The organism is Ammoniphilus soli (genome assembly GCF_040813775.1).
On sequence record NZ_JBEGDL010000035.1, the window covers coordinates 19,841 to 45,418 of the forward strand.

Here is a 25,578-nt window from a genome sequence, read left to right on the forward strand (position 1 = left end):
AATGAAAACGTTTAAAAGAGTCTTAGGAGCTACTACCTTAGTTGCCGCTCTATTAATTAGTGCTTGCGGCAGGCCTTCTGCGGAACCCGCTAACAATAGTCCTGACGGTGAAGCAACTCATGGCGGACAGAAGTATACGATCAGAATTGCTCATCTGCTTAAGGAAGAGCAAGCAGGCCATCTTGCCCTTGAAAACTTCAAGAGGTATGTTAAAGAAAGGTCGAATGGCCAAATCGAGATTCAGCTGTTTCCAAACGGATCACTTTACGGATCCGACCGGGAAGCCATTGAAGCTGTTCAGCTAGGAAACATCGAAATGACAGCAACAGCTCTCGCCCCGATAGCCTCCTTTAATCCCAAGCTGATGGTTTTTGATCTGCCTTTTCTATTTAATAATCGGGAAGCAGCCTATGTAAAAAATTTCCCCCTTTAACTTGTAGACAGAATCCTGTGCTGTTGAAAATCAAGGGATACCTTGCGTTAAAAAGTTGGCGCGATTATTGCTTATACTTCTTGAGAAGAAGTAAAGTGATTATTTCATATTATCCATTCCATGAGGAGGCGTTATTGTGCAACCAATCCATGCAGTCCATATCAAAACATTCAGAGGTGTAGAACATGAACAACAAGACATTACGTGATACTTTCATTATCGGTTTTGCTTTATTTGCCGTGTTCTTTGGTGCTGGTAACCTGATTTTCCCGCCATCGATCGGACTCGTATCGGGAACGAATTGGCCCACTGCATTGTTAGGTTTTGTTCTTACCGGTATTGTCCTTCCCTTATTAAGTGTCATTGCGGTGTTGAATTCAGACGGAAAATTTGAAGTTCTCACCAATCCTATCAGTCCATGGTTTTATAAGGTGTTTAACGTACTGATCATGGTTGGCGTAGGTATGTTCGTAACGATCCCGCGAACAGCTGCCACCACTCACGAGCTAGGGATCCAAAACCTATTTCCTCAAACACCGCCCGTCATTACGATTCTCGTCTTTTTTGCACTTAATTTTTATTTTGCAATGGATAAGTCCAATTTCATTGATAAGATTGGAAAAGCGTTAACACCGCTCTTGCTTGGAATTCTCCTATTTATCGTTTATAAAGGTTTTTTTGATCCGATCGGAGCTCCCGCAGCAACAGAACTTGGAAATCCATTTTCTAACGCATTTATAAGCGCTTACCAAACAGGAGACTTATTTACCGGACTCCTCTGTGCTTCCGTTTTCATTGCTTCCATCACAAGCCATGGGTATTCGGATCCTTCAAGTATCAGAAAAATAACCATTAATTCCACGGTTATTGCAGGTATTGGGTTATTGCTCGTCTATGGAGGTTTATTATACCTTGGTGCGACAGGAAGCAGTTTGTTTCCGAAAGAGATTGAGAGTGCGGCACTCGTAACGGGGTTAGTTGAAAAACTGCTCGGCAGCTCCGGAACAATTATATTGGCATTGGCGGTCTCGTTAGCCTGCCTAACAACAGCCATCGGCCTTACTGTAGCCAGCGCCGACTTTCTTAGCAATCTGACCAGCCATAGGGTAAGTTATCGCAATTGGGTACTCTTCTACTGCGTAGTTGGGAGTATCCTCGGATCGCTAGGAGTGGAGAACATCATCAACTTCGCACTGCCTTTGTTCTTAGCCCTGTATCCGGTTTCCATTGTATTAGTTTTTCTTGGGCTATTCCGCAAATATATGCCGAACGCTGGAGCCTATAAAGGAGCCGCCATATTAACCATTATTGTAAGTGTCGTTGAAACCATCGGGATAGTTGGTGAAGTAGAATCCTTTAACTCCCTGATTTCGCTGCTTCCTTTTAGCGCAAATGGATTTTCCTGGGTCATCCCATCCATTATCGGGTTTATCTTTGGGACGTTCTTAAGCCCTTCCAAGACTGAAAAATTACCGAAGGCTTCATAATACAGCACGATATATAGAGATGGAAGGAAATGATGGTATGAGCAAAACAAATGAGTGTATTTTTATCAATGGCCGCATCTTTACTTCCAACCCGGAACAACCATACGCTGCTGCGATGGTTGTCCGTGATGGCCGAATCGCTTGGATTGGAGATCATGCGGATGTCCAGGCGAATGATAGGGAATATATTGACCTTCAAGGGAGAAGGGTGCTACCAGGCTTTATCGATGCTCACTTGCATCCCTTGTACTTGGCTGACGCAGCGAAGCAAATTGCCTGCACACCTCCAATCATCAACTCTATTGAAGAATTGCAGAATGAAATCCGCAAACAGCGGGAAGCTCAAGGCAAAGAAGGGTGGATACGCTCTTGGGGGTATGATGAAGGGAAATTGACAGAAGGACGATCTCCTAATCGCTGGGATCTGGATCAGGCTGCCCCAGATGTTCCTGTAATCGTCACCCGCACATGCGCCCACATTGCCGTTGTCAATAGTTTGGCTTTGCAAATGGCAGGGATTGATAAAAATACGCCGAATCCTCCGGGCGGCATGATTGATAAAGACAAGAACGGCGAACCAACTGGCGTCTTGCGAGAAAGCGCAAAAGACTTAGTAGCCAAGGTGATGCCTCCGCAAACGATAGAGGAGAATACGACTTTATTGGCTGAACTAAGTCCTAACCTTCTTGCTCATGGCATTACAGCGATAACCGATCTCATGGGTTTGAGCCAGCCGATCGACTACTTAGAAATGTACCAGGCTGCTCGCGAAAAAGGACTCAAGCAACGTACCGTTCTTTACTACATGTGGGAGGATTTAAAGAAACTTGGCGTCTTAGACAAAAACCAGATCAATAATGAAAACCCCATCCATATTGGAGGCGTAAAGTTATTCTCCGATGGCAGCGTGTCTGGACGGACAGCTTGGGTGGATCCGCCGTTCTTGGGAGACGATGAAAATTACGGAATCTGCACGATTTCCGAGCAAGAATTGCTGGAGGCGGCAGAGTTTGCTGAACGCCACCAAATTCAATTGGTTGTGCATGCTATGGGTGAGCAAGCCATCGATTTGATTGTCAATACGTTTTATGGCAGAAAGGGCTGGCTCTCCGATGCACCTTCCATCCGAATTGAGCACGCTGCAATGCCAACGAAACAAGCGATACAGCGGGCGGCCGAAATGGGAATGGGCTTTGTTCCCCAACCGATCTTCTTATACGCGGAAATTGAGAGCTACCTGAATAACTTGGGGGCGGAGCGAACCAAGCGTACGTATCCGGTTAAAACCATGTTGGAGGCAGGGATTAAGGTTGCATTTTCTTCCGATGCCCCTGCAACAGCTTGGGCGGATCCTGTGGATCCGTTTGTGGCCATCAAGTCGGCCGTTACGCGCAAAGCATACGACGGGACCGACACCGGTCAGGAACAACGCGTAGATGTACCAACCGCCATCACGCTTTATACTCGAGGAGCCCAGGAAATTACCAGAATTCCTGATATCGGACAGCTTAAGCTAGGCTATCACGCTGACTTTATTGTACTAGACCGGGATATTTTGGAGCTTGCTCCGGAAAAGATTGATGAGGTCCGTGTTGAAGAAACCTATATGGGCGGTCAGTTGGTTTATAAGAAGAAATAAGCAGGAGAATGGGGGAACGATCCCCTATCCTCCTTTGCTGTGAATTTCTTTTTCTTGTCATGTTACTATAAGAGTATAGGAAAAAGGATGTCCAGGACAATCTGGTGAGGTGAAGGAGTATGGAAAGAATAATTTATACGAACGGGTTGATCTACACGCTGGATGCAAGCCATCCTATTGTTGAAGCAGTGGTTGCAGAGGACGGAAGAATTGTGGATGTAGGTTCCCATGAAGAGATGATCCTGCAATGGGCCAGGAAAGGAACCAAGGTTGTGGATCTGCAAGGAAAAATGGCTACGCCTGGCCTGATGGATAGCCACCTTCACCTTTCAGGCGTTGCGTTTTATTTTTTGGACTTGGATTTGACTGGCGTGAAATCGAAAAGAGAAATGATAGAAAAAATAAAAGAAAAAGCCCAGACCGTGCCTCCGGGCAAATGGCTAATGGGAATGGGCTGGGATGAGAATCTTTTTGATGACGGCAGGATCCCAACCATAGAGGAGCTGGATCAGGTCACTCCGCATTGTCCTATTTTCCTAAAAAGAGTTTGCCATCACGCCTTTCTCGTCAATAGCAAGGCGCTGGAAATGTGTCAGATTCATCCGGCCAAGGAACCACCCTTAGGAGGAACCATCGTTTTAGACCCGGATACGAAAAAACCTACGGGACTGCTTCTCGAATCGGCTTCCCAACTGATTACCGACCACATTCCGGAAAAAACGTACGATGAATTGAAAAACGCATTGGATCAAGCGATGAAGCTAGCAATGAAGAAGGGCTTAACAAGCGTTCATACCAATGACCCGATTTACCTCGGGGGTCTCGAACAAACCTATCGGCTATATGATGAATTAATTAATCAGGAACGCAAAGGACTGCGGTGCAACCTTTTGATTGATTACCCCTATCTCGAACAACTCAAAGAAAGAGGCATGCATGCGGGATATGGGAATGAGAAATTGCAAATTGGGGCGATAAAAATATTTGCAGATGGAGCCTTCGGCAGAAGAACCGCCCTGCTTTCCGAAGCTTATCATGATGCTCCCGGACATTTTGGGGAGGCCATGCACGACAAAGATGCCTTGCTGGAGATGATCACAAACTCGAGAGCTCATCAGATGCCGATAGCCGTCCATACCATCGGGGATCAAGCCTTGGAAAATGTTCTGGATATTCTGGATCAAGTTCCTAAAGCTAATTATCGAGACCGACTCATTCATGTCTCTTTGATTCGCAACGAACTCATCCAGCGTTTAGCCGATCCGAGCCGGGTTGCAGACATTCAGCCTCGGTTTGTCGTGGGAGATTTTCCTTGGATCATCGACCGTGTGGGGGAACATCGGGTCCCATCCCTTTATGCCTGGAAGTCCTTACTTTCTTCAGGCGTTCTCTGCGCTGGAGGCTCGGATGCCCCTGTAGAGCCGCTTGATCCGTTGCTCGGCATCCATTCCGCCGTGACTCGCAGGGCCCCTGGTGATCAACATGAGGGTTGGAATGAAAAAGAAAAGATCACTCTATTTGAAGCCGTTAAGCTGTTTACGGTAGGCAGTGCCTATGCCACGAACGAGGAACGGGTAAAGGGAACTCTATCCAGAGGAAAGTTTGCGGACATGACGGTCTATTCAAACGACCTGTTTTCATTGGAAGATCCGGATGAACTTTTACACACGAAGGTTGAGATGACGATTATTGATGGGGAAGTGCAAGACGTATTAGATAAAAAAAAGCAGCAAATCTAGGTATTCTAGGTTTGCTGCTTTTTTATAGCAAGTGGGCGGGGCAAGAGAATTATTGGAAATTTTCCACTTACAATCAAATTTTATAAGATTTCTGATCAGATAGTTAGAAATTCGCCAACTAATCATCAAAGTAACTCCGTTTTGGAGCGTATTATCGGCGATGTAGAGTGAAAGGCTGGTACCCCAGCCCCTCCTCATCAAGCCGTACGTCGGTTTTCCCGCTTATGGCTTTCCGATGTTCTTCACCTTGGGCATACGGTTGTTTTCCAAATCGATACGGTTTTCAGACCTGTGAAGCGTAATACCTCATGGAAGTCGATCTTCGTGGTTTTACGCTTTTTATGTTTCTTGTTCCAGAAAATCATGAACCCCGACTGAACTTTCATCAGTTAGTTGTACCTAGCTTAGCTAGGCGCGCAAGTGGCCATTTTCCAACTATCACCTTATTATTTTTCTTCATTTTTATAATAAGTGGTGATTTTCCCATTACGTCATCCCTGCCGGGGACACCCTCTTCACTTAAGAACAGAATCATACAGTCGAAATTAAATATTCAAGCTGATTCTGCTATATCTTATCTTAATTTTACAAACTATAATAACAGTTAAAACAATAGAAATATTTACTCTAGTAAAAGGGAGGCATTTTCATGGGGATCATGCGTTTAGGACGTGCCGAATTAAAGGTAATGGATCTTGAAAGGGCGGTTGACTATTATACCAACGTAATCGGCCTTGAAGAAACCGGCAGATCAGATGGCAGAGTTTATATGAAAGCATGGGATGAATACGATCATCATAGTATTGTTTTGCAAAAGTCCGATTCGGCTGGTTTAGACCACTTAGCGTTTAAAGTAGATAAATTGGAAGATTTGGCTCAATTCGAGAAAAAAGTAGAGTTGTTCGGCTGCACGGTACGCCGGATTTCCCGAGGTACCCGATTGGCTGAAGGACAGGCCATCCGCATCGAGACTCCCACAGGACATCAAGTAGAGCTCTACCATGATATTGAAGTATTAGGCAAAAAAGTAGGCACGGTTAATCCTCATCCATGGCCTGAAGAAACACGCGGAATTGCTCCTCATGCCTTGGACCACTGCCTTTTGACCGGGGAAGATGTGGAAACGGCTACACGATTCTTCATGGAAGTGCTTGACTTTAAACAAAGCGAAAAGATCATGACAGTCGATGGGGAAGTGATGCTAGGCAGCTTCTTGTTTACGGGAAATAAGGCGCATGATATCGCCTTTGTAAAAGGTCCTGATAAGAAACTGCATCATGCCGCTTTCCATGTGGATAATTTTTACGAAGTGCTTAAGGCTGCCGATATCCTGTCCAGAAACGAAGTGGCGATGGAGGTGACCCCGACGAGGCATGGTATAACTAGAGGCCAGACGATCTATTTCTTTGATCCATCAGGCAATCGGAATGAAGCGTTTTGCGGAGGTTACTATACTTATGCTGATTTCCCGACTATCACCTGGACCGAAGATCGAATTGGACAGGGGATTTTCTATCATCGCCGGGAGCTTGTAGAGTCTTTTATGAAGGCGCTGACATAAAGGCGAAGGGGGAGTTTTATTGAAAAAGATTATTAGTTTAGTTCTCATCATTTCCATGTTTCAGTTCCTTATTGCTTGTTCCAGCGGGAGTCAACCGTCAGGGGCAAATGAATCTGCAAAGTCTTCGAAGGAAACCATTACCCTAAATGCCGTTGGATTTTTACCGGTGGATGATCCGCTTACAGCATCATTACATAAATGGGTAGAAGATGTAAGTAAAGCGACTGAAGGCCGGGTTCAAATCAACTGGAAGGGCGGCTCAGATGTGATTCCGATAGCCCAACAGTTTGATGCTGTAGAATCAGGAGTCATTGATGTTCTGTTCACGTATACAGGACAATATCAATCCCGGGCGCCTGAAGTGCTAGGTATTCCATTATCCCAACTCCAGCCATGGGAGGAAAGAGAAAACGGATTCTATGATTTTATGGTGGAAAGACACCAGAATATTGGGGTTCAATATATCGGTCGCTGGCTCACCGGCTCTCCTAGGTTGTGGCTAAATAAACCAATTGATAGCCTAGATCAATTAAATGGGCTAAAGATCCGTTCCGCTCCCGCTTATGATCGATTGTTCCCGGCTGTGGGCATCAATTCGGTGCAGGTGGATCCGGCAGACGTTTATACATCCTTGCAAACCGGTGTTGTGGATGGGTTGGTGTATGGAGGATTATTGGGACCTAGAAAAAATGGATGGACGGATTCCACGAAATATGTTCTTGACCACCCGTTCTGGAATCAAAACTGTACGATTCTAGCTAACCTTGATAAGTGGAACTCGATTTCAGAGGCAGATCGGGCGGCGGTAGCTAAGGTAACTGCGGAATATGAGCGGTACATGGTTCAGCATTATACAGATGAGGCACAAAAGGAACGAGAAGAGCTGGAGAAGGCTGGTGTGAAGTTTATCCAATTTAAATCCCAAGAAGACGCAGATCAGTTTATCAAGAAGGCATATGATGTGGAATGGGAATATATGAAAAAAGAGGTACCGGATATGGCAGAGAAGCTGCAGAGTTTAACCATGAAGTAAATCCTATTGGGGAAAAGGTAGCCCGTAGTTACCTTTTTTTCACACCTATCGGAGTTTGGAGGAAAGAACATGATGAGCAGACTCTCCCGTTGGATGGATCATATCATTGACTGGATGAAGAATGTGGCATTAGGACTTATTGTTTTTGTTGCCTTATCCGTTGTGGCGGAGGTCGTGCTGCTATACTTTTTGAAAAAACCCGTGGATTGGGTATCTGAGGCCACTGAATATGCTCTCGTTTATATCACTTTTCTTAGTGCTGTATGGATTTTAAAAGACGATGGCCATGTAAGGGTAGATTTCTTGCTGAAATGGTTTCCTCCTAAAATTCAGGCCCTTTTAGAGGTGATTGGATCTCTGATTGGAACCATTATCTCTGCTGTCATTTTTATTTATGGGAGCTGGGTTATCTTCGATCTATGGGAAAAAGGTCTGCGTACGGAGACCATTCTAGCGGTTCCTAAAGCGCCGTTATTCGCTATTATACCCTTCGGCTGTTTGTTATTGCTTCTGCAATTTATCAAGCGCACCTTGTACTGGGTTCAGCAGTGGAAGGATCTCGGAGCAAAAGGAAACCAGTTTCTAGATTTATGATGAAGAAAGGAGGGGTCGGATATGGAATGGCCGGTTGTGTTAACTATGATTTTTGGCAGTATGGCATTTTTATTGCTCATGGGAGTACCGGTTGCCATAACCTTTCTGCTCATTGACATCGTGGGTGTATACCTGCTTTGGGGAGGATCTATCGGACTGAAGCAGTTAATTCTCAACATATTTGAATCCGTATCGGTGTTTTCTCTATTGCCTATCCCGATGTTTCTGTTTATGGGAGAAATTATGTTCCGGACAGGGCTCGGTCTTCGAGTTTTTGATACCTTGGCCAAATGGATGGGAAAGGTTCCAGGCAGGTTAAGCTTAATGTCTGTTGGCAGCGGAACTCTTTTTGGCATACTCTGCGGCTCCAGCGTAGCTTCAACCGCACTATTAGGATCATTGCTTGTCCCCGAAATGAATAAAAGAGGGTATAAAAATTCCATGTCGGTTGGCCCGATCCTAGGAAGCGCTGGATTAGCGATCCTGATTCCGCCAACAGCGCTAGGTGTCTTGCTTGCCTCTTTAGGCGGATTTCCTGTCGGGGACTTCCTGGTGGCCATCATACTTCCCGGGTTGATATTAGCTTTATCCTATGTCCTTTACATTATCATTCGCTGTATGCTTCAGCCTGATCTTGCCCCTGTCTATGAAGTGGAGCAGTACTCTTTGAAAGAAAAATGGATCGATACCTTGAAGTATATCGTTCCTTTGGGATTTATCCTGTTTTTGGTTTTGGGTGTGATTATTTTAGGGATGGCAACTCCAACCCAATCAGCGGTACTGGGAGCCGTAGGCAGCCTGGTCCTGGCGGCCTGTTACGGACAGCTTAACTTGAAGATTCTGAAAGAGTCTTTGGAAGGCACCTTGCGAGTGACAGGGATGATCTTCCTGATCATGGCAGGTTCTATGGCATTCAGCCAAATCCTCAGCTTTACCGGGGCTACCCAAGGGATCCTCAATACCGTGAAGGCATTGGATCTATCGGCTATTCCCATGCTCATTAGCATACAAGCCATCTTGATTCTTTTGGGCTGCTTTATGGAGCCTCTTTCCATTATGATGATGACCTTGCCCATATTAATGCCCATTGCGCAATTATATGAATTTAACCCTTTGTGGTACGGGGCGATCATCCTGCTGAATATGCAGATGGCAACGGCTACGCCTCCTTTTGGAATGGATTTGTTTGCGATGAAGGCCGTTGCCCCGAACTTGAAAATGGGGGAGATCTACCGATCCGTTTTACCCTTCCTTGGACTGAATCTGCTGGTTATGGCCATGATGATTATTTTCCCATGGATTACCCTATGGCTTCCGGGGTTGATGAGGTAAAGCTTTATTCCGAAGCAGAAACTTACGCCAACTGAAAGGAGAAATAAAATATGTTTAAAATACAACTGGATCATTCGCCGGGGAAGACTTTCTTGTGTTCCCGCACGGAGGATCTTTTGACTGCAGCCTGCCGCCAAGGAATAGTGATTCCTGTCGGCTGCCGCGGGGGCGGATGCGGAATGTGCAAGATCCAAGTGACCGATGGAATGTTTGAAAGAGGAATGAGTTCGATGTCAGTCCTTTCCGAGGAAGAAAGAAAGGAAAACTATTCCTTAGCCTGTAAGACCTATCCTTTGGGTGATATACGCATTCATTTAACAGGAGAAAAAAGATGAGGAATATTTACTTGAAAGAGATCCAGTTACCCGACATCTTATTTTGCAAATTGTGTGAAGACAAGTATGGGATCAATCGAGGAGTTTATAATTCGATTGATACGTGGTTTTTCCAAAAAGGAATGGAAAACTGGAGCGCAGGAGCATTACTTTAGGTTTTCTTGATGTTTATTGGTTGCAAAGAACCGAAAAAAACGAAGTTTGGACATGGAGGATTGACTGTAAAACTAGTAGAATATTGGCAATTGATGAGCCGTGAAGATGTAAAGGAACGACTTAAACGCATAATATAGTGTTGGCTTGAAAGGGTCACAGGATGGATAGGATTCCACCTTGTGACCCTCTTCTTATTCTATTCAGATACAAAGCTCTTTTCTACCAGGATACGAATCGTACAGTATTTAGATAAATCACCATACGATTAGTATATTTCTAAATAGTTTATTAATTGTTAATATAAACACAGTAGAAAAAATAACAAACTTTTCAACACAACCTGAAAAAAGTTAGCATTCTTATACAAAAAGTGCAAGGGGGGAATAGATTGGCCACCTATCGACAGAAGAAAAGTATCACGATGGAATTAAGCAATCAGATGGCCGAGGCCGCAATCAAACGTGCTGAACAGCTCGGCATTAAGATCAATGTAGCGTTGGTGGATGAAGGGGGGCACCCGGTCCAGTTTCGCCGGATGGATCAAGCGCCCATCTTAAGTATTGAGATTGCTCAGAACAAAGCCTATACAGCTGTCGCTTTCGGATTGCCAACCCATGAGTGGTATCCTCTCATTAATAGTGAACCCCCTTTACGGGAGGGGATTGTCCATACTCCTCGATTGGTCATCTTCGGGGGAGGTTTTCCAATCAAAATTGGAGACGAGATGATCGGCGGGATTGGGGTTAGCGGGGGTACCACCGAAGAGGACATAGCTTGCTGCCTTGCTGCATTGAGTTTAATTGAGTAAATCTGGGTTAAGGGGGATCGGAGAAAATGCTTCACGTAGAAGATAATCATCTACTAACGCGAACTAATGCGGGTACACCCATGGGAGACCTGTTTCGAAGATATTGGATACCGGCGCTAAAATCGGATGAGTTGGTTGCGGATGGCAACACGGTAAGAATTCGTTTACTGGGGGAAGATCTTGTTGCGTTCCGGGATTCCGAAGGAAAGGTAGGTTTGTTGGATGAAAAATGTCCACACCGCGGAACCTCGATGGCTTTAGGCATTAATGATGGGTGCGGGCTGACCTGCATCTACCATGGATGGAAATTCGATACCAATGGGACATGTACCGATTTGCCCTCAGAACCGGCGGGAAGCAACTTTAAGAATAACATGAAGATTAAAGCCTATCCGGTGGAAGAGCGAAACGGCATAATATGGACTTACATGGGACCAAAAGAGGATAGGCCGCCGATGCCCAATTTCTACTGGATGGGCCTGCCGGACCATCAGCTTTTGTCGGAAAGAGTCTGGCAGGAATGCAACTACTTGCAGGTCATGGAAAATGATGTGGATTATGTACACGCCGCATTCCTGCACAAGGCATTATCGAAGCAAGCGCTCAAACAAGGAATCCTGAGCAGTGATTTAGGAATCGACCCTGATCATCCTTTATGCAAGAATCCGCCAGTGCGCCAGGAAGTGGAATCCACCATCTATGGAAAGCGGTGTTTAGCGGAGGGAGCAGGGGAGGGAGACCAAAACGTTTTCCTCGAGATCCACTATATTTTCCCGTTTTATACATACCCGCCGCGAATGGAAGGCGAGGATGGGATGTTCCATATCTTCGTACCAAGAGATGACTACAGTACATGGAGCTGGGATGTTCAATTCTCCCATAAGGGACCGATCGATGCTCAAGCCCAGCATGATCGCAGAGGATTGGTACTGGATGAGCACTTCCGCAAACAGCGCAATAAGGAAAACTTCTATGAACAGGACCGCGCCCTGATGAGGGTGGGTAACTTTTCCGGGATTCGCGGGATTGCCAATCAGGACCATGCCGTTACCGAAATGATGGGACCGATCGTGGACCGAAGCATTGAGCATCTGGGAACAAGCGATATGCCGATTATTCAAATGCGGCGCATGATGCTGCAAACCGTAAAGGACTTCATGAACGGCAAAGAAATTCCCAAGCCGCATGAACTCCCATTAGAAAAATTATTCAGCTGCGGAAAGAGTGCACCCAAGGGGAAAACCCTACAGGAAGTCATACCTCTGGCAGAAGAATTCGCTCCATTTGCCAGAAAATAGACTTCCGCTCCTAGCGGCCGGTGCAGTAGGGGGGGATAGATTGAAAACAAAAATGTATGATGGATACCGTTCCTTCAAATATTTAGCGGCAGGATTGGACTATAAAGCCTTTCCGCTGGCAAGTGAAACGGAACGCTTAGGAAACTACAAGATTCCTTTAGACGAGAAGCAGCTTCAAAGAGTGCAGCGGATTTTTGACGAGAATATCATCGTCTCTTTAAGAGATCATGGGTTCGTGATGCCTCACCATCCGGAGCATACCTTAGAATATTGCAAAAATGGCTATACCGCATTTGCCTATGAGGGGATGTCGCATTCCGGCCTGGATGCCATTTTTGAGAATTTTATGGATGGGATCATGAATATCAGCTCGCGGATGGGACTCAAGTGGGATGACGTGATCTGGAATCTTGGAATGCGCTACTGTGATATCGCCCATCAGGATATGATCATGATCGCCTCGAATATCTTTGATCTCTACCGGGCGAAAGAGACCGGGCGGATCGCCATCATTCCTTCCCTGGAAGCGGCAACTGCTCTGGAAAATGAACTCGATCGCGTGGATATCTTATATGGCTTAGGCATTCGCTGTATGGGGATTACCTACAATGAAGCCAATACTTTAGGCTGCGGGCTATCTGAAGCAAGGGATGGCGGATTAACCAATTTTGGTCTCCGAGTAGTCAAACGCATGAATCAATTGGGCATGGTTATCGATATCTCCCATTGCGGGGATCAAACGAGCCTCGATGCGATCGAGGCTAGCGATAAACCCGTACTCATTACTCATGCAGGAGCAAGAAAGCTATGGAATACCCCTCGGATGAAGCCTGATGAAATCCTTCAGACTTGTGCGGAAAAAGGAGGAGTGATTGGCATATTGGCTGCTCCGAATACGACGCTGACCAAGAATCGTCCAGATCACTCCATTGAATCCGTGATGGAACACTTTGAATACATTGTGGACCTCGTCGGAATCGATCACGTGGGGTTCGGACCGGATACGTTCTTCGGTGATCATGTCGCTCTGCAGCATGCGGTGGATGCCCAATTGTCCATCGGTCAGTCGCATAGTGGGGAAGAGTTTGATGAAAGCAGCTATGTAAGAGGGTTGGAGGATCCGATGGAGGCGATGCCCAATATCGTCAAGTGGTTGGTATGGCGTGGCTATTCGGACACGGATATCGCTAAAGTCACCGGGGGCAATGTAATGAGAGCTTTAAGTAAAATTTGGGTTAAATGATAGGGAGAGATAGGAGGAAAGAATCTTGAATGTTGTTGAAATGCAAAGCCAGAACCTGCTCAACCGCGTGCTGACCGAAATCCGCGCCCGGCGGGACGAATTTGACGCAAAGCGGCACGTGCCTCGGGACATGGTAGCGCAACTAAAGCAACTGGGCGTCTATCGCGCTGCCACGCCGCGTTGCTTTGGCGGCGATGCCCGCTCGCCTTCGGAGTTCCTCAGGCTGATCGAAGCCATCTCCGAGGCTGACGGCTCCGCCGGATGGGTGGCGAGCTTCGGCTCTGCTGCGGTCTACCTGGCGGCCCTGCCCCGCGACACGCTTGCACGCCTTTACGCAAATGGGCCGGACGTGGCCTTCGCGGGCGGCCTGTTTCCGATCCAGCCCGCGGAGAAGGTCGAGGGCGGCTGGCGCGTGAACGGTCTCTGGAAGTTCGCGAGCGGCTGCAAGGGCGCCGACATTCTCGGCGTCGGTATTGGCGCCGGGGACGGCGGCAAGCCGCGCACCGCTGTGCTCATGCCCGAGGACGTGGAAATCGTCGAGAACTGGGAAGTGCTCGGGCTGCGCGGAACAGGCAGCCATGACCTGCGGGTGAAAGACGCCTTCGTCTCTGACGAATGGACCTTTGTCCGGGGCGGGGTGCCTTCTATCGAAGAGCCGCTCTACCAGTATCCATCCATCGCTTATGCAGCGCAGGTACTGGCGGTGGTCAATCTTGGCGTCGCCCGCGCCGCGCTTGATGAAATTTCTCAGATGGCCGGTGGCCATTCTGGCATCACCGGTGCACCGAAGATGGCCGATCGCGCTTACCTGCGAATCGCCGTGGCAAAGGCAGAAGCCTCGCTAAGATCGGCGCGCGCCTTCTTCTACGAGGCCACCAATTCCGCTTGGGACTCGATCCTGAGGGGCGACGGTGTCTCCGCTGACCAAACAAGCATGCTGCGTCTGGCAGCCGTGCAAGCTACCCGCGCAGGCGCGAGCGCCGTGCAGTCAGCCTACCTGCTTGCCGGCACCACGGCGATCTACGATGGGCACCCGCTGCAGCGCTATCTGCGCGACGCGATGGTCGTGACCCAGCACGCGTTCCTCGGCGAAGGCATGTACGACGGCGCCGGCTCGGTATTCCTGGGCGTGCCGCCGATGCCCGGCTACATCTAACCCTGCCAATCAATCTTCACTACCTACCGGAGCCACTATGTCGCAATCTGCTCAGAGAACCCAATTCGCTGTATGGGGATCACCTGCAATGAAGTGGCCAATCGCATAGTGGGGAGGAGTTTGAAGAAAGCAGCTATGCTAGAGGGTTGGAGGTTCCGATGGAGGCGATGCCCAATATCGCCAAGTGGTTGGTATGGCGTGGCTATTCGGATACGGATATCGCCAAGGTAACCGGCGGTAATGTGATGAGAGCTCTAGTAAATTGGGGTGAAATAGATTCAAAGGGAAGGAGGACGTACATTGGGAAACAAAGTTCAACGGGTAGTTTTGGTGACCGGTGCCTCCCAGGGACTGGGAAAGGCCATAGCTGAAAAGCTGCTGAGCGAAGGCAAAAAGGTCGCCTTCCTAAGCCGCAGCCAACGGAAGCTGGATATGTTAAGAGAACAACATCTTGATAAAGTAAACCGGGACGAAGCCGTTTTTATGGCGGTAGACGTTTCGGACCATAAGGCAATGAAGCAAGCTATTCATGAAATATTAAGCAAATGGGGCCGGATTGATATCCTAGTAAATAATGCAGGAATTCGGACTCAGACCGCTATTGAAGATATGACGCTGGAGGAATGGGATCAAATCATGTCCACTAATCTAGCCAGCACCTTCTTTGTTTCGCAAACAGTAATGCACGCAATGAAAGAGCAAAAGTGGGGACGAATTATCAATATGTCTTCCATTGGCGGGCAAGATGGCCCATTAACCTCCAGTGCAGCCTATTGTGCTTCCAAAGCCGGTCAGTTGGCCTTGACAAAAGTGTTCGCAAGATCCTTGGCTCCCTATGGAATTACGGTTAATGCGGTGGCACCAGCTGCCGTACGAACCCCTGAAATGGATAATGTGCCGGCTGACAAATTGGAGAAGATGATTCAGACCATTCCCATCGGCCGGGTGGGAGAAGCGGAAGAAGTTGCAGATTTAGTATCCTATCTGGCATCTGAAAACGGCGGCTTTGTCACAGGGGCAACCTTTGATATCAATGGCGGAAGATTGATGCGCTAAATAAAATTCGATTAAAGGAGTGAATTAGAATGGCAATCGAGCATGGAGCACCGCAAATCCCTTCCAAACTGCGGGTCATGATCAAGTTTGAATCAACGGGCTGGTTCCAAACGACAGGAGAACAAAAGACACAGGAGGTTCTCCCCCTATTAAATGATGTCTTGGCTAGCTGGAAAGACAACGGTTCCGAATTAATAGGGACGATTGATAGAGATATTTTGACTGCCGGCCATGCCGGAAGCGAAGGTTGGCACGCCTGCTTGCTTTATGATGTACCAGATTTGCAAACCGTGACCAATATGACCCACTCCTTCCGCGCCAACGGCTTGGATAAATATTTCCGTTTGGAAGCCATCTTAGGCCGCCCATTCTTCTTACTAGAACAATCAAAGTAATGAAAGCGGCATGGAGCATTGGAGAACGATCCGCACACAGGAATTATTCAGCCAAGAAGTGATGCCATATATCCAAAGCAAGAAAGAGACGAAATCAATGTGTAATCCTGTAACATTTTCTGCCTAAATCCATTACTGACAATATACCATTGCGGTATATTGTCAGTATCTATCGACTCTTCAAATAAAAAAGGGGGAAAAATCTTGAAAAAGTTTTGGTCCGGTCTACTTGCTGCATCCCTGATTACGATGTTAGCTGCTTGCGGAGGGGGAAACCAATCCAATGAACCTGCCGGCTCCCAACCCGCCGGACAAGAGCAAGCAGCAACAGCGGACAAGCCGATCGAATTATCCTATGCCTTTTTTGCCCCAGCTAATACGTTCCCTGCCGTTCAAATGGAGAAGTGGAAAGAAGAACTGGAGAAGCGAACAAATGGTAAAGTGAAGGTCGATTTGTTCCCCGGAGGAACCCTTCTTAAAGCAGATAACATGTATGACGGGGTAGCCAACAGGGTGGCGGATATCGGACTATCTTCGACTACCTACGAGCCTGGACGCTTCCCATTGCTGGCCATCTCCGATATGCCTTCCGGCTACCCCAGCTCCAAAATTGCAAGTTTGGTAACACACGATTTGATTGAGCAGTATCCTCCTGAAGCTTTTAAGGATTTTAAAATCATCACTTCCTTTGCAACAGAAGCTGCCTTTATTCAAACCAAGGATCCGGTCACAAGCCTGGCTGAGTTGAAAGGAAAACAGCTTCGCATCTCTGGGGCGCTTACGCCGATCATGCAAGAATTAGGGGCTGCTCCTGTCGGGATGTCCCAAGCAGAGGTGGCTGAAGCCCTACAGACTGGGGTCGTTAACGGAATGGTTACGTCCCGTGAAGGGCTGCTTGATTTCAAATTTGCGGAAAACGTCAAATATGTCACCAATTATCCCCTAACCATTAACACCTTTGTTGCGGTCATGAACAAGGATGTATGGAACTCCTTGCCGGAAGATGTGCAAAAGGTCATTGATGAACTAAATAGTGAAATGACACTGTTTACAGGGGAGTACTTGGATAATCATGTGAAGGAAGCTGTGGAATGGAGCGAAAAAGAGCACGGCTTGCAGACCGTTGAACTGACGGATAAGGATGTATGGGATCAGAAGCTGAAGTCCATGCAGGACAAGTATGTCGAAGAACAAGCGAGCAAAGGCCTTCCAGCTAAAGAGTATAAGGAAAAACTTTATGAATTGATTGATAAATATTCAAAACAGTAGGCTTTGCAGAGTGGCAGTTGGCATCCTCCATGAGGGTGCCAACCTATACCCGTTTTTAAGTTCTTATTTCCGGAAGGGAGGCCGATCCACTTGACAAGCATTCAGCTGAATGACACATATGAGGAAACAGAAAAGGCGGATTTGATCCAGGAGAAGCGGGAGAACGATTTCCTATGGGCAAGACTCAATCAGTGTTTTAACCAAGGCCTCGCCTGTCTTGCTGGTCTGAGCCTTATTTTGATGATGCTCTTGATCGTTTCCAATGCTATCATCAGGATTTTTGCGAACCCTTTTGCTGGGACGACAGAGGTAGCAGGTTGGCTTATGGCCATCACGACTTCTTTTGCGATCGGGTATACGCAGTTACATAAAGGTCATGTAGATATTGATTTGCTGACAAGCCGATTTTCACCAATGGTTCAACGAATTCTTCAAGCTGCGGTTCAGCTAGTCAGTTTGCTGTTCTTTCTGATTGTCGGCTGGCAAATCATCAAATACGGACTGAGCTTAATGAGTAACGGAAGTCTCTCCCAAACCATGGGTGTCATTTTCTATCCCTATGTCTTTGTTGTTTCCCTTGGATTTTTCGGCACCTCCTTAACTCTCTCCATACAGTTATTTGAAACTTTGAAATGGGGTGACAAGAGTGGAACCTAATACCGTCGCACTCATTGGATTAGGAATTATGTTTCTAATGATGTTTCTCCGCATGCCGATTAGCTTTGCCATGTTCATCGTCGGTTTTGGCGGGCTCTATGTCTTGAGTTCCCCGGAAGCTACCTTCAATCTATTGAGTACAGAAGTATGGGGATCGTTTTCGAGCTATACGCTTAGCGTGATTCCTCTCTATATATTAATGGGCGAGATTGTTTTCCGAGCAGGAATAACGGAAAAGTTATTTGAAGCTGCCTATAGATGGGTCGGACATTTCAAAGGAGGCATGGCGGGCACAACCATTTTAGCCAGTGCAGGATTTGCCTCGATTTGCGGTTCGAATGCAGCTACGGCAGCCGCGATGGGAACCATGGCTTTGCCCGAACTGAAAAAATATAAATATGATGAAGCTTTAAGCACAGGAAGTGTTGCAACGGGAGGGACACTTGGCATCATAATACCTCCCAGCACAGTATTGATCGTCATTGCAATTCAGACTGAACAGTCTATTAAAGATCTATTCTTGGCCAGCTTTATTCCAGGAATCTTACTGACTGTTGTCTTGTTACTAACTATTATCTATCTCTGCCAGAGAAATCCGGAGTACGGCCCCGCTGGTCCGAAATTTACGATGAAGGAGAAATTGGCTTCCATCTATGGAGTATTTCCCGTATTGGCTCTTTTCGTCTTTGTTATTGGGGGGCTTTATTTGGGATGGTTCACCCCATCGGAGTCCGGGGCTTTTGGAGCTTTTGGGGCTATCGTGATTGCCCTTCTCATGAAAAAGCTGACAAAGGAAAAGTTTGCTCTAGCGGTATTCAATGCCCTTCGCTCTTCGGCCATGGTCATGCTATTAATTGTTGGCGCGACATTTTTCGGGCGGTTTTTAACGATTACTAGATTGCCATATGATGTTGCCGAATGGGTGAACGCGCTGCCTGTTCCCTCAACCGTCATATTAGTAGCCATTCTTCTTATCTATGTCATCGGCGGCTCTTTAATGGATGCTATGGGATTCCTCATTATCTCTATTCCCATCTTTTTCCCGGCGGTGATTGCTATGGGATATGACCCGGTCTGGTTCGCTGTTCTCCTTTGCATTGTCACAAGCATGGGCGCCATTACGCCACCAGTAGGCGTCAATGTATTTGTCGTGCAAGGGTTAACTCCTTCCACACCGATTACGACCATATTCAAAGGATCGAATTATTTTCTTGTCAGTTATGTGCTCTTTATTATTCTGTTAATCGCGTTCCCTCAGATCGTTTTATTCATTCTGTAAAGTTAAGGAGGATCACATGGACTTGAAAGAGTATCTGATGCATGTACTAGAGTTGGCTGAGGAGCCAGCCATACAGTACGCAGAGGAAGAGCCGGCATTTGCTTTTACGCTGGAGGAAAGGGGGAAAAAAGATGACTGAGCTGTTTTTTTCGGATATAGCCTCCTTGTCGCAACTCATCCAAACAAAGAAGCTATCTCCTGTCGAGATCACAGATGGTACTCTTAAGCGGATCGAGCAGATTGATCCGACCGTGAATGCATTTATTAAAGTGTTGGCGGAAGATGCCCGCAAACAGGCTGTCAAGCTTGAACAAGAAGTAATGGATGGGCAGGTCCGTGGTCCCCTTCATGGAGTTCCCATTGCCATCAAGGATATTCTGGAAACAAAGGGTCATGAAACCACAGCCGGCTCGAGAGTGTTTGAAAGCTGGATCCCTGACCGTGATGCAACGGTGGTCGATAAGCTCAAAGAGGCGGGAGCCATCATTATCGGCAAGGCCAATTTGCATGAATTTGCCATGGGGGCTACGACTGAAAATCCCCATTATGGCGTCTGCCGAAATCCCTGGGATTTAGAAAGGGTTCCTGGCGGTTCAAGCGGCGGCTCGGCTGTAGCAGTGGCTACGGGCATGTGCTATGGTGCAATTGGCACAGATACGGCGGGATCCATCCGATTGCCTGCAGCGATTTGCGGGATTACAGGACTCAAGCCTACATATGGCAGAGTAAGCAGAAATGGATGCTTGCCTTTTAGCTGGTCTTTAGACCATATCGGTCCCATGACTCGGACGGTAAAGGATGCAGCCATCATGCTTGAGGCGATTTCTGGTTATGATCCGCTGGATTCTTCGTCTTCATTTCTACCTATAGATATACAGTGGGAGCGGGGATTGCCAGATTTGCGAGGGATAAAATTAGCCGTCGTCCGCGAGCATTTTTTTGAAGATTTAGATAGCGAACTAAAAGTGGTGATTGAGCAGGCTATTACGGATATTCAAGCGCAAGGGGCGGAAATTATTGAAATCCAATTCGAAGGACTATCTGATGCCCTGCAAGCGCTAAAGCTTATTGCCCAATCCGAAGTTCTTGCCTTTCACGAGCCGATTTTAAAGAAACATCAACACTTGTATGGGGAAGACCTGCAATACCGCTTTAACTTCGGCCAAAGCATTAGCGCCGTACAATACCTAAGCGCCCAGCGCATACGAAGCAAATTCATTGAAGAAGTAAAAAAGAAGCTTTCAGGATTTGATGCCCTACTTGCTCCAGCCAACGCGAAGCGTCCGTTCCCGATTGGAACCGTGCCTCCCGATCAGGCGATTAGCAATATGTTTAACTTGGGGCGTACGCCATTCGGAAATATTGTGGGTTTTCCTGCCATGACCATCCCATGCGGCTTTATGCCAGGGAATTTGCCGGTTGGCTTGCAAATCATCGGCAAACCCTTTGAAGAACACAGGATCTTACAGATCGCGTACGTGTATGAAAGATCCCACCATTGGGTGGCAAAGCTCGCTCAAAACGAGGCTTATCTGACCAATCCGATCAGGAATTCATAAAAGGAGGAGATTTTTATGGAAATAGCAGTTATTGGCGGAGGAAATGGGTGCTATGCCGCAGCGGCAGATTTAACGGAACAGGGACATACGGTCAGATGGTGGAGAAGGGATACAGAATCCTTCCATCCCATCCTGGAAACGCAAAGCATTAAGGTCAAGGATATTCGGGGAGTTCGCGAAGTGAAGATAGGTCTGGCGAGTACGGACTTGGGAGAGGTAGTGAAAGGCGCCAAACTGATCGTTATCCCTCTGCCGGCAACGACCCAAGCGGCGGTTGCTGTCCAGCTGGCGCCGTATCTGGAGGATGGTCAGGTCATCTATCTGCCGCCAGGCACATTTGGCAGCTATTTGATGGCCAAAAAGCTGGCTGATGTGGGTTGCATGGCCGAGGTAACATTTGCTGAAACAGGAACACTTCCTTATTTGGCCCGGAAACACGGACTCGATACAGTATCCATATCCGGAAGAGCCACCAGATTGCCAACCGGAGTGTTTCCAGCTGTCCGCTCCGAGTATGCGCTGAGTATCCTTAAAGAGGCTTTTCCCTCCATTGAGCCAATCGAAGATGCCTTATCCGGTGCCCTGATGAATGCTGGACCGGTTATCCACCCTCCGCTGATTCTCATGAATGCCGGCCCCATTCAGCACTTTGAAAGCTGGGATATTCATAATGAAGGAACCCAGCCTGCCATTCGCCGCGTCCATGATGCTTTGGATGCAGAAAGGATCGCCGTGCGTGAAGCATTGGGATATGGTCGGCCTCACTTTCCTTTGGCGGATCATTACAGCCCCGATGGAGAGGAATGGATGTACGGAAATGCAGCCCATGAGAAGCTGGTCGATAGCGCGGACTGGCGAGAACCTCTGGATTTGCAGAACCATCGTTACATGAGGGAAGATATTGCCTGCGGATTGACTTTCCTAGTGTCTGTAGCCGAATGGGCTGGCGTTGATGTTCCGGTGGCCAAAGGATTGTTAGCCATCGCATCGGCAGTAGTCGGGGAGAACTTCAGGAAATCCGGCCGCACGCTAGAAAGCATGGAATTAGCTCAAATGGGCCGTTCCGATATGGAGATGTTATTGAAGCGAGGGCTTAGAGGATGATGGAATCGAATCGGGTCATTGCAGTCGTCGGAGCTGGACGGATGGGCAATGGCATTGCGCAAGTTTTTGCCTATGCCGGTTATCGTGTTCATTTGATTGATGTGAAGGAGCGTTCTCCTAGCGAAGCGGATCAGGTGCTTGCTGAATCCTTTACGCAGATTTCAAGAAACTTGCATGCATTAGCCTCGTTCGGGGTGCTTGCGCTGTCTCACGTCAATCCCATTTTGGAGCGGATTCGCTATTTTTGCAGCAACCAGTTAGAAGAAGCCCTGTCTAACGCTCAGGTCGTTTTCGAAGCCGTACCGGAGATATTGGAAGTGAAAGAAACAGCATTTCAACGGATTGGAGAGGCCGTGAGCCTAGACACCATCATTGCCTCCACAACGTCTACCTTTTTGGTGGATACGCTAGCTGGGTACGTAAAAAAACCGGATCGATTCCTGAATACCCATTGGCTAAACCCCGCCTATTTGATTCCTTTAGTAGAGGTTAGTCCAGGCAAGGAGACAGCATCCGATGCCCTTCAAGGAATGATGACTCTTCTTGAAGGGGTTGGAAAAATCCCCGTACAGTGTGCAGCTTCTCCGGGATTTATTGTGCCGCGAATCCAGGCGCTGGCGATGAATGAGGCGGCTAGACTGGTAGAGGAAGGGGTTGCCACCCCGCAGGATATCGATAAGGCGTGCCGCGTTGGTTTCGGATTGCGTTTCGCTATATTAGGCTTGCTGGAGTTCATTGATTGGGGAGGAGGGGATATCCTTTACTTTGCCAGTCATTACCTGCAGGATTCGCTTCAAGCCGATCGCTTTGAACCGCCGAGCGTCATCTCCGAAAACATGGAGAAGGGTCGAACCGGAATGAAAACGGGCCAAGGTTTCTATGACTTCTCGCAAATGAATGTTACAGCGTATCAGCAGGAAACGATGAAGAAATTCGTAGATTTGCTATCTCATTTAGGGCTTCTTGCAGGGCCGGGAGGAATGCGCACATGAGTGTCGCGAGCCAAAATCTTAAAGGGCTGAAGTTCGCTGGCAAAGTCGTATCCGGTCAGCAAAAAGGCAGGAGCATCGGGTTCCCTACTGCGAATTTGGACTATGCGGAAGACCAGATTGAAACCGGTGTTTTTGGGGTGGTCGTTCAATGGAAGGGAAAAAGATTTAGAGGGGTCATGAACATCGGCTACCGTCCTACATTTAACGAAAGCTGGACACCTGTAGCCGAGGTTCACCTGCTTGATTTTCAACAGATGATATACGGTGAAACCCTAGAAGTGGAGTTCGTTTTCAAAATCCGGGACGAGAAAAAATTCTCATCCATTGATTCTCTCATTAATAGAATAAGAGAAGATGTGGAATACGCAAATCACCAATTTACCAGTATAGGAATTTCATAGAAGGGATTTGAAGTGCCAGGCAGTCTTCTAATCTGCCTGGCACTTTATATTTGGGAAACCCTCAGGTCAGAATTGAACTTTCCCAAGCACAAGATAGATCTCCAGCGCCATCTGAATTTCAAATCTCGTCGTGGAATGGCCCAAATCGATACTCGATAATTCCTTGATCCTTCCCATACGATAACGCATGCCACTAACGGAAACGTTCATAACCCTTGCTGTCTTGTAAAGGTTGCATTCATTATTTAAGTAATAATAAAGGGTTTTGAGAAATTCAGTGGAGTACTGACTATCGTAATCGTAAAGATGCCCAAGAAGTTTCGACGCATAGCGTTCCAATTCGTCTGGTCTTCTGGCATCAAGCAATATGGCAAGGTGGCCCAGTTCCGTTGAAAGTACGACTTGGCTGCCTTTGCCTTTGATTTTAGCAATCTCAATAGCCTTCATGGCTTCTTTAAAACCGCCGTTCAGTTTAGCGGCATCTTCACAGCAGTCGCTAATTCCAATCAGAACTTCAGCGGGTTGGGCGATCGTTCCTATTCGCCTTAACAGGTCCTCTCCAAACTTCTTGATGTGCTTAAACTGCTTTTTGACCAGCGATTCCGGTATAAGGGCATGCACCCGGTCGAGCCGGCTGGACATGAGGATTTTTTCATCTGCTCTTGCAGCATCCTTCATGAGCAGGTTAACGATTTCATCTCGTTTAGTAGTAAGAGCATGTTCCGCTTCCCATTTAACCGAAGAGTCCGCCATCTGAACAATAAAGATATAATGCGGCTGGCTGAGATTATAGCCAAGATAAGAAAGCTTTTTGGTAGCATAGGAATTTTCATCAGGATGGGTGAGAAGCTCGTCCAATAGCTCCCCCTTCATTCGCTGCTCGGTTTCGATGACTGTCCATTCGTTTAGCATCTGAAAAGCACAGACATTAGCGGCTCGTTCAAGAAAAGCAGGTTCCGGTTCCCCAATTTCTCCTTCTTTTTTGATCAACGAAATGAATCCATAGGTTTGGTTGCGGATCACAATGGGAATGGTAAGCCTCTTATGGGGCAGAGGAAAAGGTTCGGTAATATCAAGCTCCGTTGTAGAGTGTTCCTGGAGCATTCGATTGATGCTTTTTACTTGATGAGAAGAGAGAAGCTCTTTATTCTCCATAAGTCCATACAATGAATACCCAGCCATTTCACCAAACTCAGCGATGGATTCATAATTCTGGTTTTCGATAATGACGCCGCAATTCAAACTTTCACCTAAAGTTCTGGCGATGGTATCCAAGCCCTTCCCCTGTAGGACGACCCTCGTAAGCTTTTGGCTAAAGATAGTGGCCCGCTTCAATATTTCCCCTTGCTTTTCAATTCGCTTATAAGCTCGATCCAGTTCGTCTCCGATGTCCTCCTGTTCATAGTCCACGAGGTCGTCAGCTATATCATCGCCCCATAGCTCCAGGGTTTTGCCGACGTAGCGGCATTGCGGATCACCTTTAGCGGCACATTCCACTTCCTTAAAGATCACTCTCTTTCCCAATGACTCGGTGCAATATCCTCCGGCATATCCGACCAGGAAGTAGCATACGGGCTCATGATGCGGGCTGAAATGCTTCAAATATTGGGCAGCTTCATAAGAGTTATACCAATATCCTTCTACATCGAACACTCCTGTTTTGACCTGGATATTCAGCCGGGCCGGCGTGGAAAACACTCGTCCGGAAATGTTGTGCATCTTGGAGCCGGCAAGAATCCATTCCATATCATCTTCCCACTGGAACATGTCCTTGAAAATCCTGGCTTCGTGAACCCCGCAATTCCACCCGTAACGCAACAAAAAACGCTTGGCCCGCTCAATGCCCAGTGCCAAAATCAGGTCACGGCTTAAGGCTCCCCAGGCTTCAGCGCTAGAAATGATCATTCTGTGGTCACGCAGAAAGTCTCCATCCTTACTCTTCAAATCGAACATATCTTTTAAGGTTAAGTCGCTTGCTTTTTTGACCATGAAATCCGCCTCTCTATGGGTGAAAGAATTAGGTGAATAATCCAAATTAATTTAATAGTAATT

26 protein-coding genes are annotated in these 25,578 nt (G+C 47.2%); 25 read left to right on the plus strand and 1 reads right to left on the minus strand.

Annotated features, from left to right (window positions below; all coding sequences use genetic code 11):
- Position 1 precedes the first annotated feature (1 nt).
- The 25 genes from dctP (ABLT31_RS31955) to ABLT31_RS32075 all read left to right on the plus strand — a co-directional run bounded on the left by dctP (ABLT31_RS31955) (position 2) and on the right by ABLT31_RS32075 (position 23,526).
- A complete protein-coding gene (gene dctP / locus ABLT31_RS31955; protein ID WP_367759349.1) occupies positions 2-433 on the plus strand; it encodes a TRAP transporter substrate-binding protein DctP in 432 nt (143 codons plus the stop codon).
- A gap of 185 nt (positions 434-618) precedes the next feature.
- On the plus strand, positions 619-1,920 hold the full coding sequence (gene brnQ, locus ABLT31_RS31960; protein WP_367759350.1) for a branched-chain amino acid transport system II carrier protein: 1,302 nt from the start codon (positions 619-621) through the stop codon (positions 1,918-1,920).
- Between the two features lie 37 nt (positions 1,921-1,957).
- The gene (locus tag ABLT31_RS31965; RefSeq protein WP_367759352.1) at positions 1,958-3,559 is read left to right on the plus strand and encodes an amidohydrolase; all 1,602 of its coding nucleotides are present in this window, start codon (positions 1,958-1,960) and stop codon (positions 3,557-3,559) included.
- 119 nt (positions 3,560-3,678) lie between these two features.
- Positions 3,679-5,298 carry an amidohydrolase gene (locus ABLT31_RS31970; protein ID WP_367759354.1) on the plus strand — a complete coding sequence of 540 codons (1,620 nt, stop codon included), beginning with the start codon at positions 3,679-3,681 and terminating at the stop codon, positions 5,296-5,298.
- Between the two features lie 649 nt (positions 5,299-5,947).
- Positions 5,948-6,859, plus strand: a complete 912-nt coding sequence (locus ABLT31_RS31975; protein ID WP_367759356.1) for a catechol 2,3-dioxygenase — start codon at positions 5,948-5,950, stop codon at positions 6,857-6,859.
- Positions 6,860-6,878: 19 nt separating this feature from the next.
- Entirely contained in the window at positions 6,879-7,892 is a 1,014-nt protein-coding gene (gene dctP / locus ABLT31_RS31980) for a TRAP transporter substrate-binding protein DctP (RefSeq protein WP_367759358.1), read from the plus strand.
- Between the two features lie 69 nt (positions 7,893-7,961).
- A complete protein-coding gene (locus ABLT31_RS31985) occupies positions 7,962-8,486 on the plus strand; it encodes a TRAP transporter small permease subunit (protein WP_367759359.1) in 525 nt (174 codons plus the stop codon).
- 21 nt (positions 8,487-8,507) lie between these two features.
- Positions 8,508-9,818, plus strand: coding sequence for a TRAP transporter large permease (locus ABLT31_RS31990; RefSeq protein ID WP_367759361.1), 1,311 nt, complete (start codon positions 8,508-8,510; stop codon positions 9,816-9,818).
- A gap of 50 nt (positions 9,819-9,868) precedes the next feature.
- Complete coding sequence (locus ABLT31_RS31995; protein WP_367759363.1) at positions 9,869-10,153, plus strand: 2Fe-2S iron-sulfur cluster-binding protein; 285 nt, start codon at positions 9,869-9,871, stop codon at positions 10,151-10,153.
- On the plus strand, positions 10,150-10,308 hold the full coding sequence (locus tag ABLT31_RS32000) for a hypothetical protein (RefSeq protein ID WP_367759365.1): 159 nt from the start codon (positions 10,150-10,152) through the stop codon (positions 10,306-10,308). Before ABLT31_RS31995 ends, ABLT31_RS32000 begins: the two co-directional genes overlap by 4 nt.
- A 9-nt stretch (positions 10,309-10,317) precedes the next feature.
- Entirely contained in the window at positions 10,318-10,446 is a 129-nt protein-coding gene (locus ABLT31_RS32005; protein ID WP_367759367.1) for a hypothetical protein, read from the plus strand.
- Between the two features lie 251 nt (positions 10,447-10,697).
- The gene (locus ABLT31_RS32010) at positions 10,698-11,117 is read left to right on the plus strand and encodes a GlcG/HbpS family heme-binding protein (RefSeq protein WP_367759369.1); all 420 of its coding nucleotides are present in this window, start codon (positions 10,698-10,700) and stop codon (positions 11,115-11,117) included.
- Between the two features lie 26 nt (positions 11,118-11,143).
- Complete coding sequence (locus tag ABLT31_RS32015) at positions 11,144-12,415, plus strand: Rieske 2Fe-2S domain-containing protein (protein WP_367759371.1); 1,272 nt, start codon at positions 11,144-11,146, stop codon at positions 12,413-12,415.
- Between the two features lie 40 nt (positions 12,416-12,455).
- Positions 12,456-13,658, plus strand: coding sequence for a dipeptidase (locus ABLT31_RS32020; protein ID WP_367759373.1), 1,203 nt, complete (start codon positions 12,456-12,458; stop codon positions 13,656-13,658).
- A gap of 25 nt (positions 13,659-13,683) precedes the next feature.
- Positions 13,684-14,814: an acyl-CoA dehydrogenase family protein gene (locus ABLT31_RS32025; protein ID WP_367759375.1), complete on the plus strand. Its 1,131-nt coding sequence runs from the start codon at positions 13,684-13,686 to the stop codon at positions 14,812-14,814.
- A 300-nt stretch (positions 14,815-15,114) separates the two neighbouring features.
- On the plus strand, positions 15,115-15,870 hold the full coding sequence (locus ABLT31_RS32030) for an SDR family NAD(P)-dependent oxidoreductase (RefSeq protein WP_367759377.1): 756 nt from the start codon (positions 15,115-15,117) through the stop codon (positions 15,868-15,870).
- A gap of 29 nt (positions 15,871-15,899) precedes the next feature.
- Positions 15,900-16,265 (plus strand): hypothetical protein, encoded by a 366-nt coding sequence (locus tag ABLT31_RS32035; protein ID WP_367759379.1) that lies wholly within the window; start codon positions 15,900-15,902, stop codon positions 16,263-16,265.
- A 204-nt stretch (positions 16,266-16,469) separates the two neighbouring features.
- Positions 16,470-17,534 carry a TRAP transporter substrate-binding protein gene (locus tag ABLT31_RS32040; protein ID WP_367759381.1) on the plus strand — a complete coding sequence of 355 codons (1,065 nt, stop codon included), beginning with the start codon at positions 16,470-16,472 and terminating at the stop codon, positions 17,532-17,534.
- A 90-nt stretch (positions 17,535-17,624) separates the two neighbouring features.
- Positions 17,625-18,191 carry a TRAP transporter small permease gene (locus ABLT31_RS32045; protein ID WP_367759383.1) on the plus strand — a complete coding sequence of 189 codons (567 nt, stop codon included), beginning with the start codon at positions 17,625-17,627 and terminating at the stop codon, positions 18,189-18,191.
- The gene (locus ABLT31_RS32050; protein WP_367759385.1) at positions 18,181-19,470 is read left to right on the plus strand and encodes a TRAP transporter large permease; all 1,290 of its coding nucleotides are present in this window, start codon (positions 18,181-18,183) and stop codon (positions 19,468-19,470) included. Before ABLT31_RS32045 ends, ABLT31_RS32050 begins: the two co-directional genes overlap by 11 nt.
- A gap of 16 nt (positions 19,471-19,486) precedes the next feature.
- Positions 19,487-19,609, plus strand: coding sequence for a hypothetical protein (locus ABLT31_RS32055; RefSeq protein WP_367759387.1), 123 nt, complete (start codon positions 19,487-19,489; stop codon positions 19,607-19,609).
- The gene (locus tag ABLT31_RS32060) at positions 19,602-21,029 is read left to right on the plus strand and encodes an amidase (protein WP_367759389.1); all 1,428 of its coding nucleotides are present in this window, start codon (positions 19,602-19,604) and stop codon (positions 21,027-21,029) included. The genes ABLT31_RS32055 and ABLT31_RS32060 overlap by 8 nt, the downstream gene beginning before the upstream one ends.
- A 15-nt stretch (positions 21,030-21,044) precedes the next feature.
- The gene (locus ABLT31_RS32065; RefSeq protein ID WP_367759391.1) at positions 21,045-22,133 is read left to right on the plus strand and encodes an NAD/NADP octopine/nopaline dehydrogenase family protein; all 1,089 of its coding nucleotides are present in this window, start codon (positions 21,045-21,047) and stop codon (positions 22,131-22,133) included.
- Positions 22,130-23,125 (plus strand): 3-hydroxybutyryl-CoA dehydrogenase, encoded by a 996-nt coding sequence (locus ABLT31_RS32070; protein WP_367759393.1) that lies wholly within the window; start codon positions 22,130-22,132, stop codon positions 23,123-23,125. Before ABLT31_RS32065 ends, ABLT31_RS32070 begins: the two co-directional genes overlap by 4 nt.
- Positions 23,122-23,526 (plus strand): riboflavin kinase, encoded by a 405-nt coding sequence (locus ABLT31_RS32075; protein ID WP_367759395.1) that lies wholly within the window; start codon positions 23,122-23,124, stop codon positions 23,524-23,526. The genes ABLT31_RS32070 and ABLT31_RS32075 overlap by 4 nt, the downstream gene beginning before the upstream one ends.
- A gap of 66 nt (positions 23,527-23,592) precedes the next feature.
- Here the strand turns inward: ABLT31_RS32075 and ABLT31_RS32080 are convergent, their stop codons facing one another.
- Complete coding sequence (locus ABLT31_RS32080; protein WP_367759397.1) at positions 23,593-25,515, minus strand: XylR N-terminal domain-containing protein; 1,923 nt, start codon at positions 25,513-25,515, stop codon at positions 23,593-23,595.
- Positions 25,516-25,578 lie beyond the last annotated feature (63 nt).

Coding starts and splice junctions, on each gene's coding strand:
- ABLT31_RS32015 (WP_367759371.1), top strand. CDS start 11,144: ATGCTTCACGTAGAAGATAATCATCTACTAACGCGAACTAATGCGGGT.
- ABLT31_RS32005 (WP_367759367.1), top strand. CDS start 10,318: ATGTTTATTGGTTGCAAAGAACCGAAAAAAACGAAGTTTGGACATGGA.
- ABLT31_RS31970 (WP_367759354.1), top strand. CDS start 3,679: ATGGAAAGAATAATTTATACGAACGGGTTGATCTACACGCTGGATGCA.
- ABLT31_RS31975 (WP_367759356.1), top strand. CDS start 5,948: ATGGGGATCATGCGTTTAGGACGTGCCGAATTAAAGGTAATGGATCTT.
- ABLT31_RS32055 (WP_367759387.1), top strand. CDS start 19,487: ATGGACTTGAAAGAGTATCTGATGCATGTACTAGAGTTGGCTGAGGAG.
- ABLT31_RS32065 (WP_367759391.1), top strand. CDS start 21,045: ATGGAAATAGCAGTTATTGGCGGAGGAAATGGGTGCTATGCCGCAGCG.
- ABLT31_RS31965 (WP_367759352.1), top strand. CDS start 1,958: ATGAGCAAAACAAATGAGTGTATTTTTATCAATGGCCGCATCTTTACT.
- ABLT31_RS32000 (WP_367759365.1), top strand. CDS start 10,150: ATGAGGAATATTTACTTGAAAGAGATCCAGTTACCCGACATCTTATTT.
- dctP (WP_367759349.1), top strand. CDS start 2: ATGAAAACGTTTAAAAGAGTCTTAGGAGCTACTACCTTAGTTGCCGCT.
- ABLT31_RS31985 (WP_367759359.1), top strand. CDS start 7,962: ATGATGAGCAGACTCTCCCGTTGGATGGATCATATCATTGACTGGATG.
- brnQ (WP_367759350.1), top strand. CDS start 619: ATGAACAACAAGACATTACGTGATACTTTCATTATCGGTTTTGCTTTA.
- ABLT31_RS32080 (WP_367759397.1), bottom strand. CDS start 25,515: ATGGTCAAAAAAGCAAGCGACTTAACCTTAAAAGATATGTTCGATTTG.
- ABLT31_RS31995 (WP_367759363.1), top strand. CDS start 9,869: ATGTTTAAAATACAACTGGATCATTCGCCGGGGAAGACTTTCTTGTGT.
- ABLT31_RS32075 (WP_367759395.1), top strand. CDS start 23,122: ATGAGTGTCGCGAGCCAAAATCTTAAAGGGCTGAAGTTCGCTGGCAAA.
- ABLT31_RS32060 (WP_367759389.1), top strand. CDS start 19,602: ATGACTGAGCTGTTTTTTTCGGATATAGCCTCCTTGTCGCAACTCATC.
- ABLT31_RS32035 (WP_367759379.1), top strand. CDS start 15,900: ATGGCAATCGAGCATGGAGCACCGCAAATCCCTTCCAAACTGCGGGTC.
- ABLT31_RS31990 (WP_367759361.1), top strand. CDS start 8,508: ATGGAATGGCCGGTTGTGTTAACTATGATTTTTGGCAGTATGGCATTT.
- ABLT31_RS32070 (WP_367759393.1), top strand. CDS start 22,130: ATGATGGAATCGAATCGGGTCATTGCAGTCGTCGGAGCTGGACGGATG.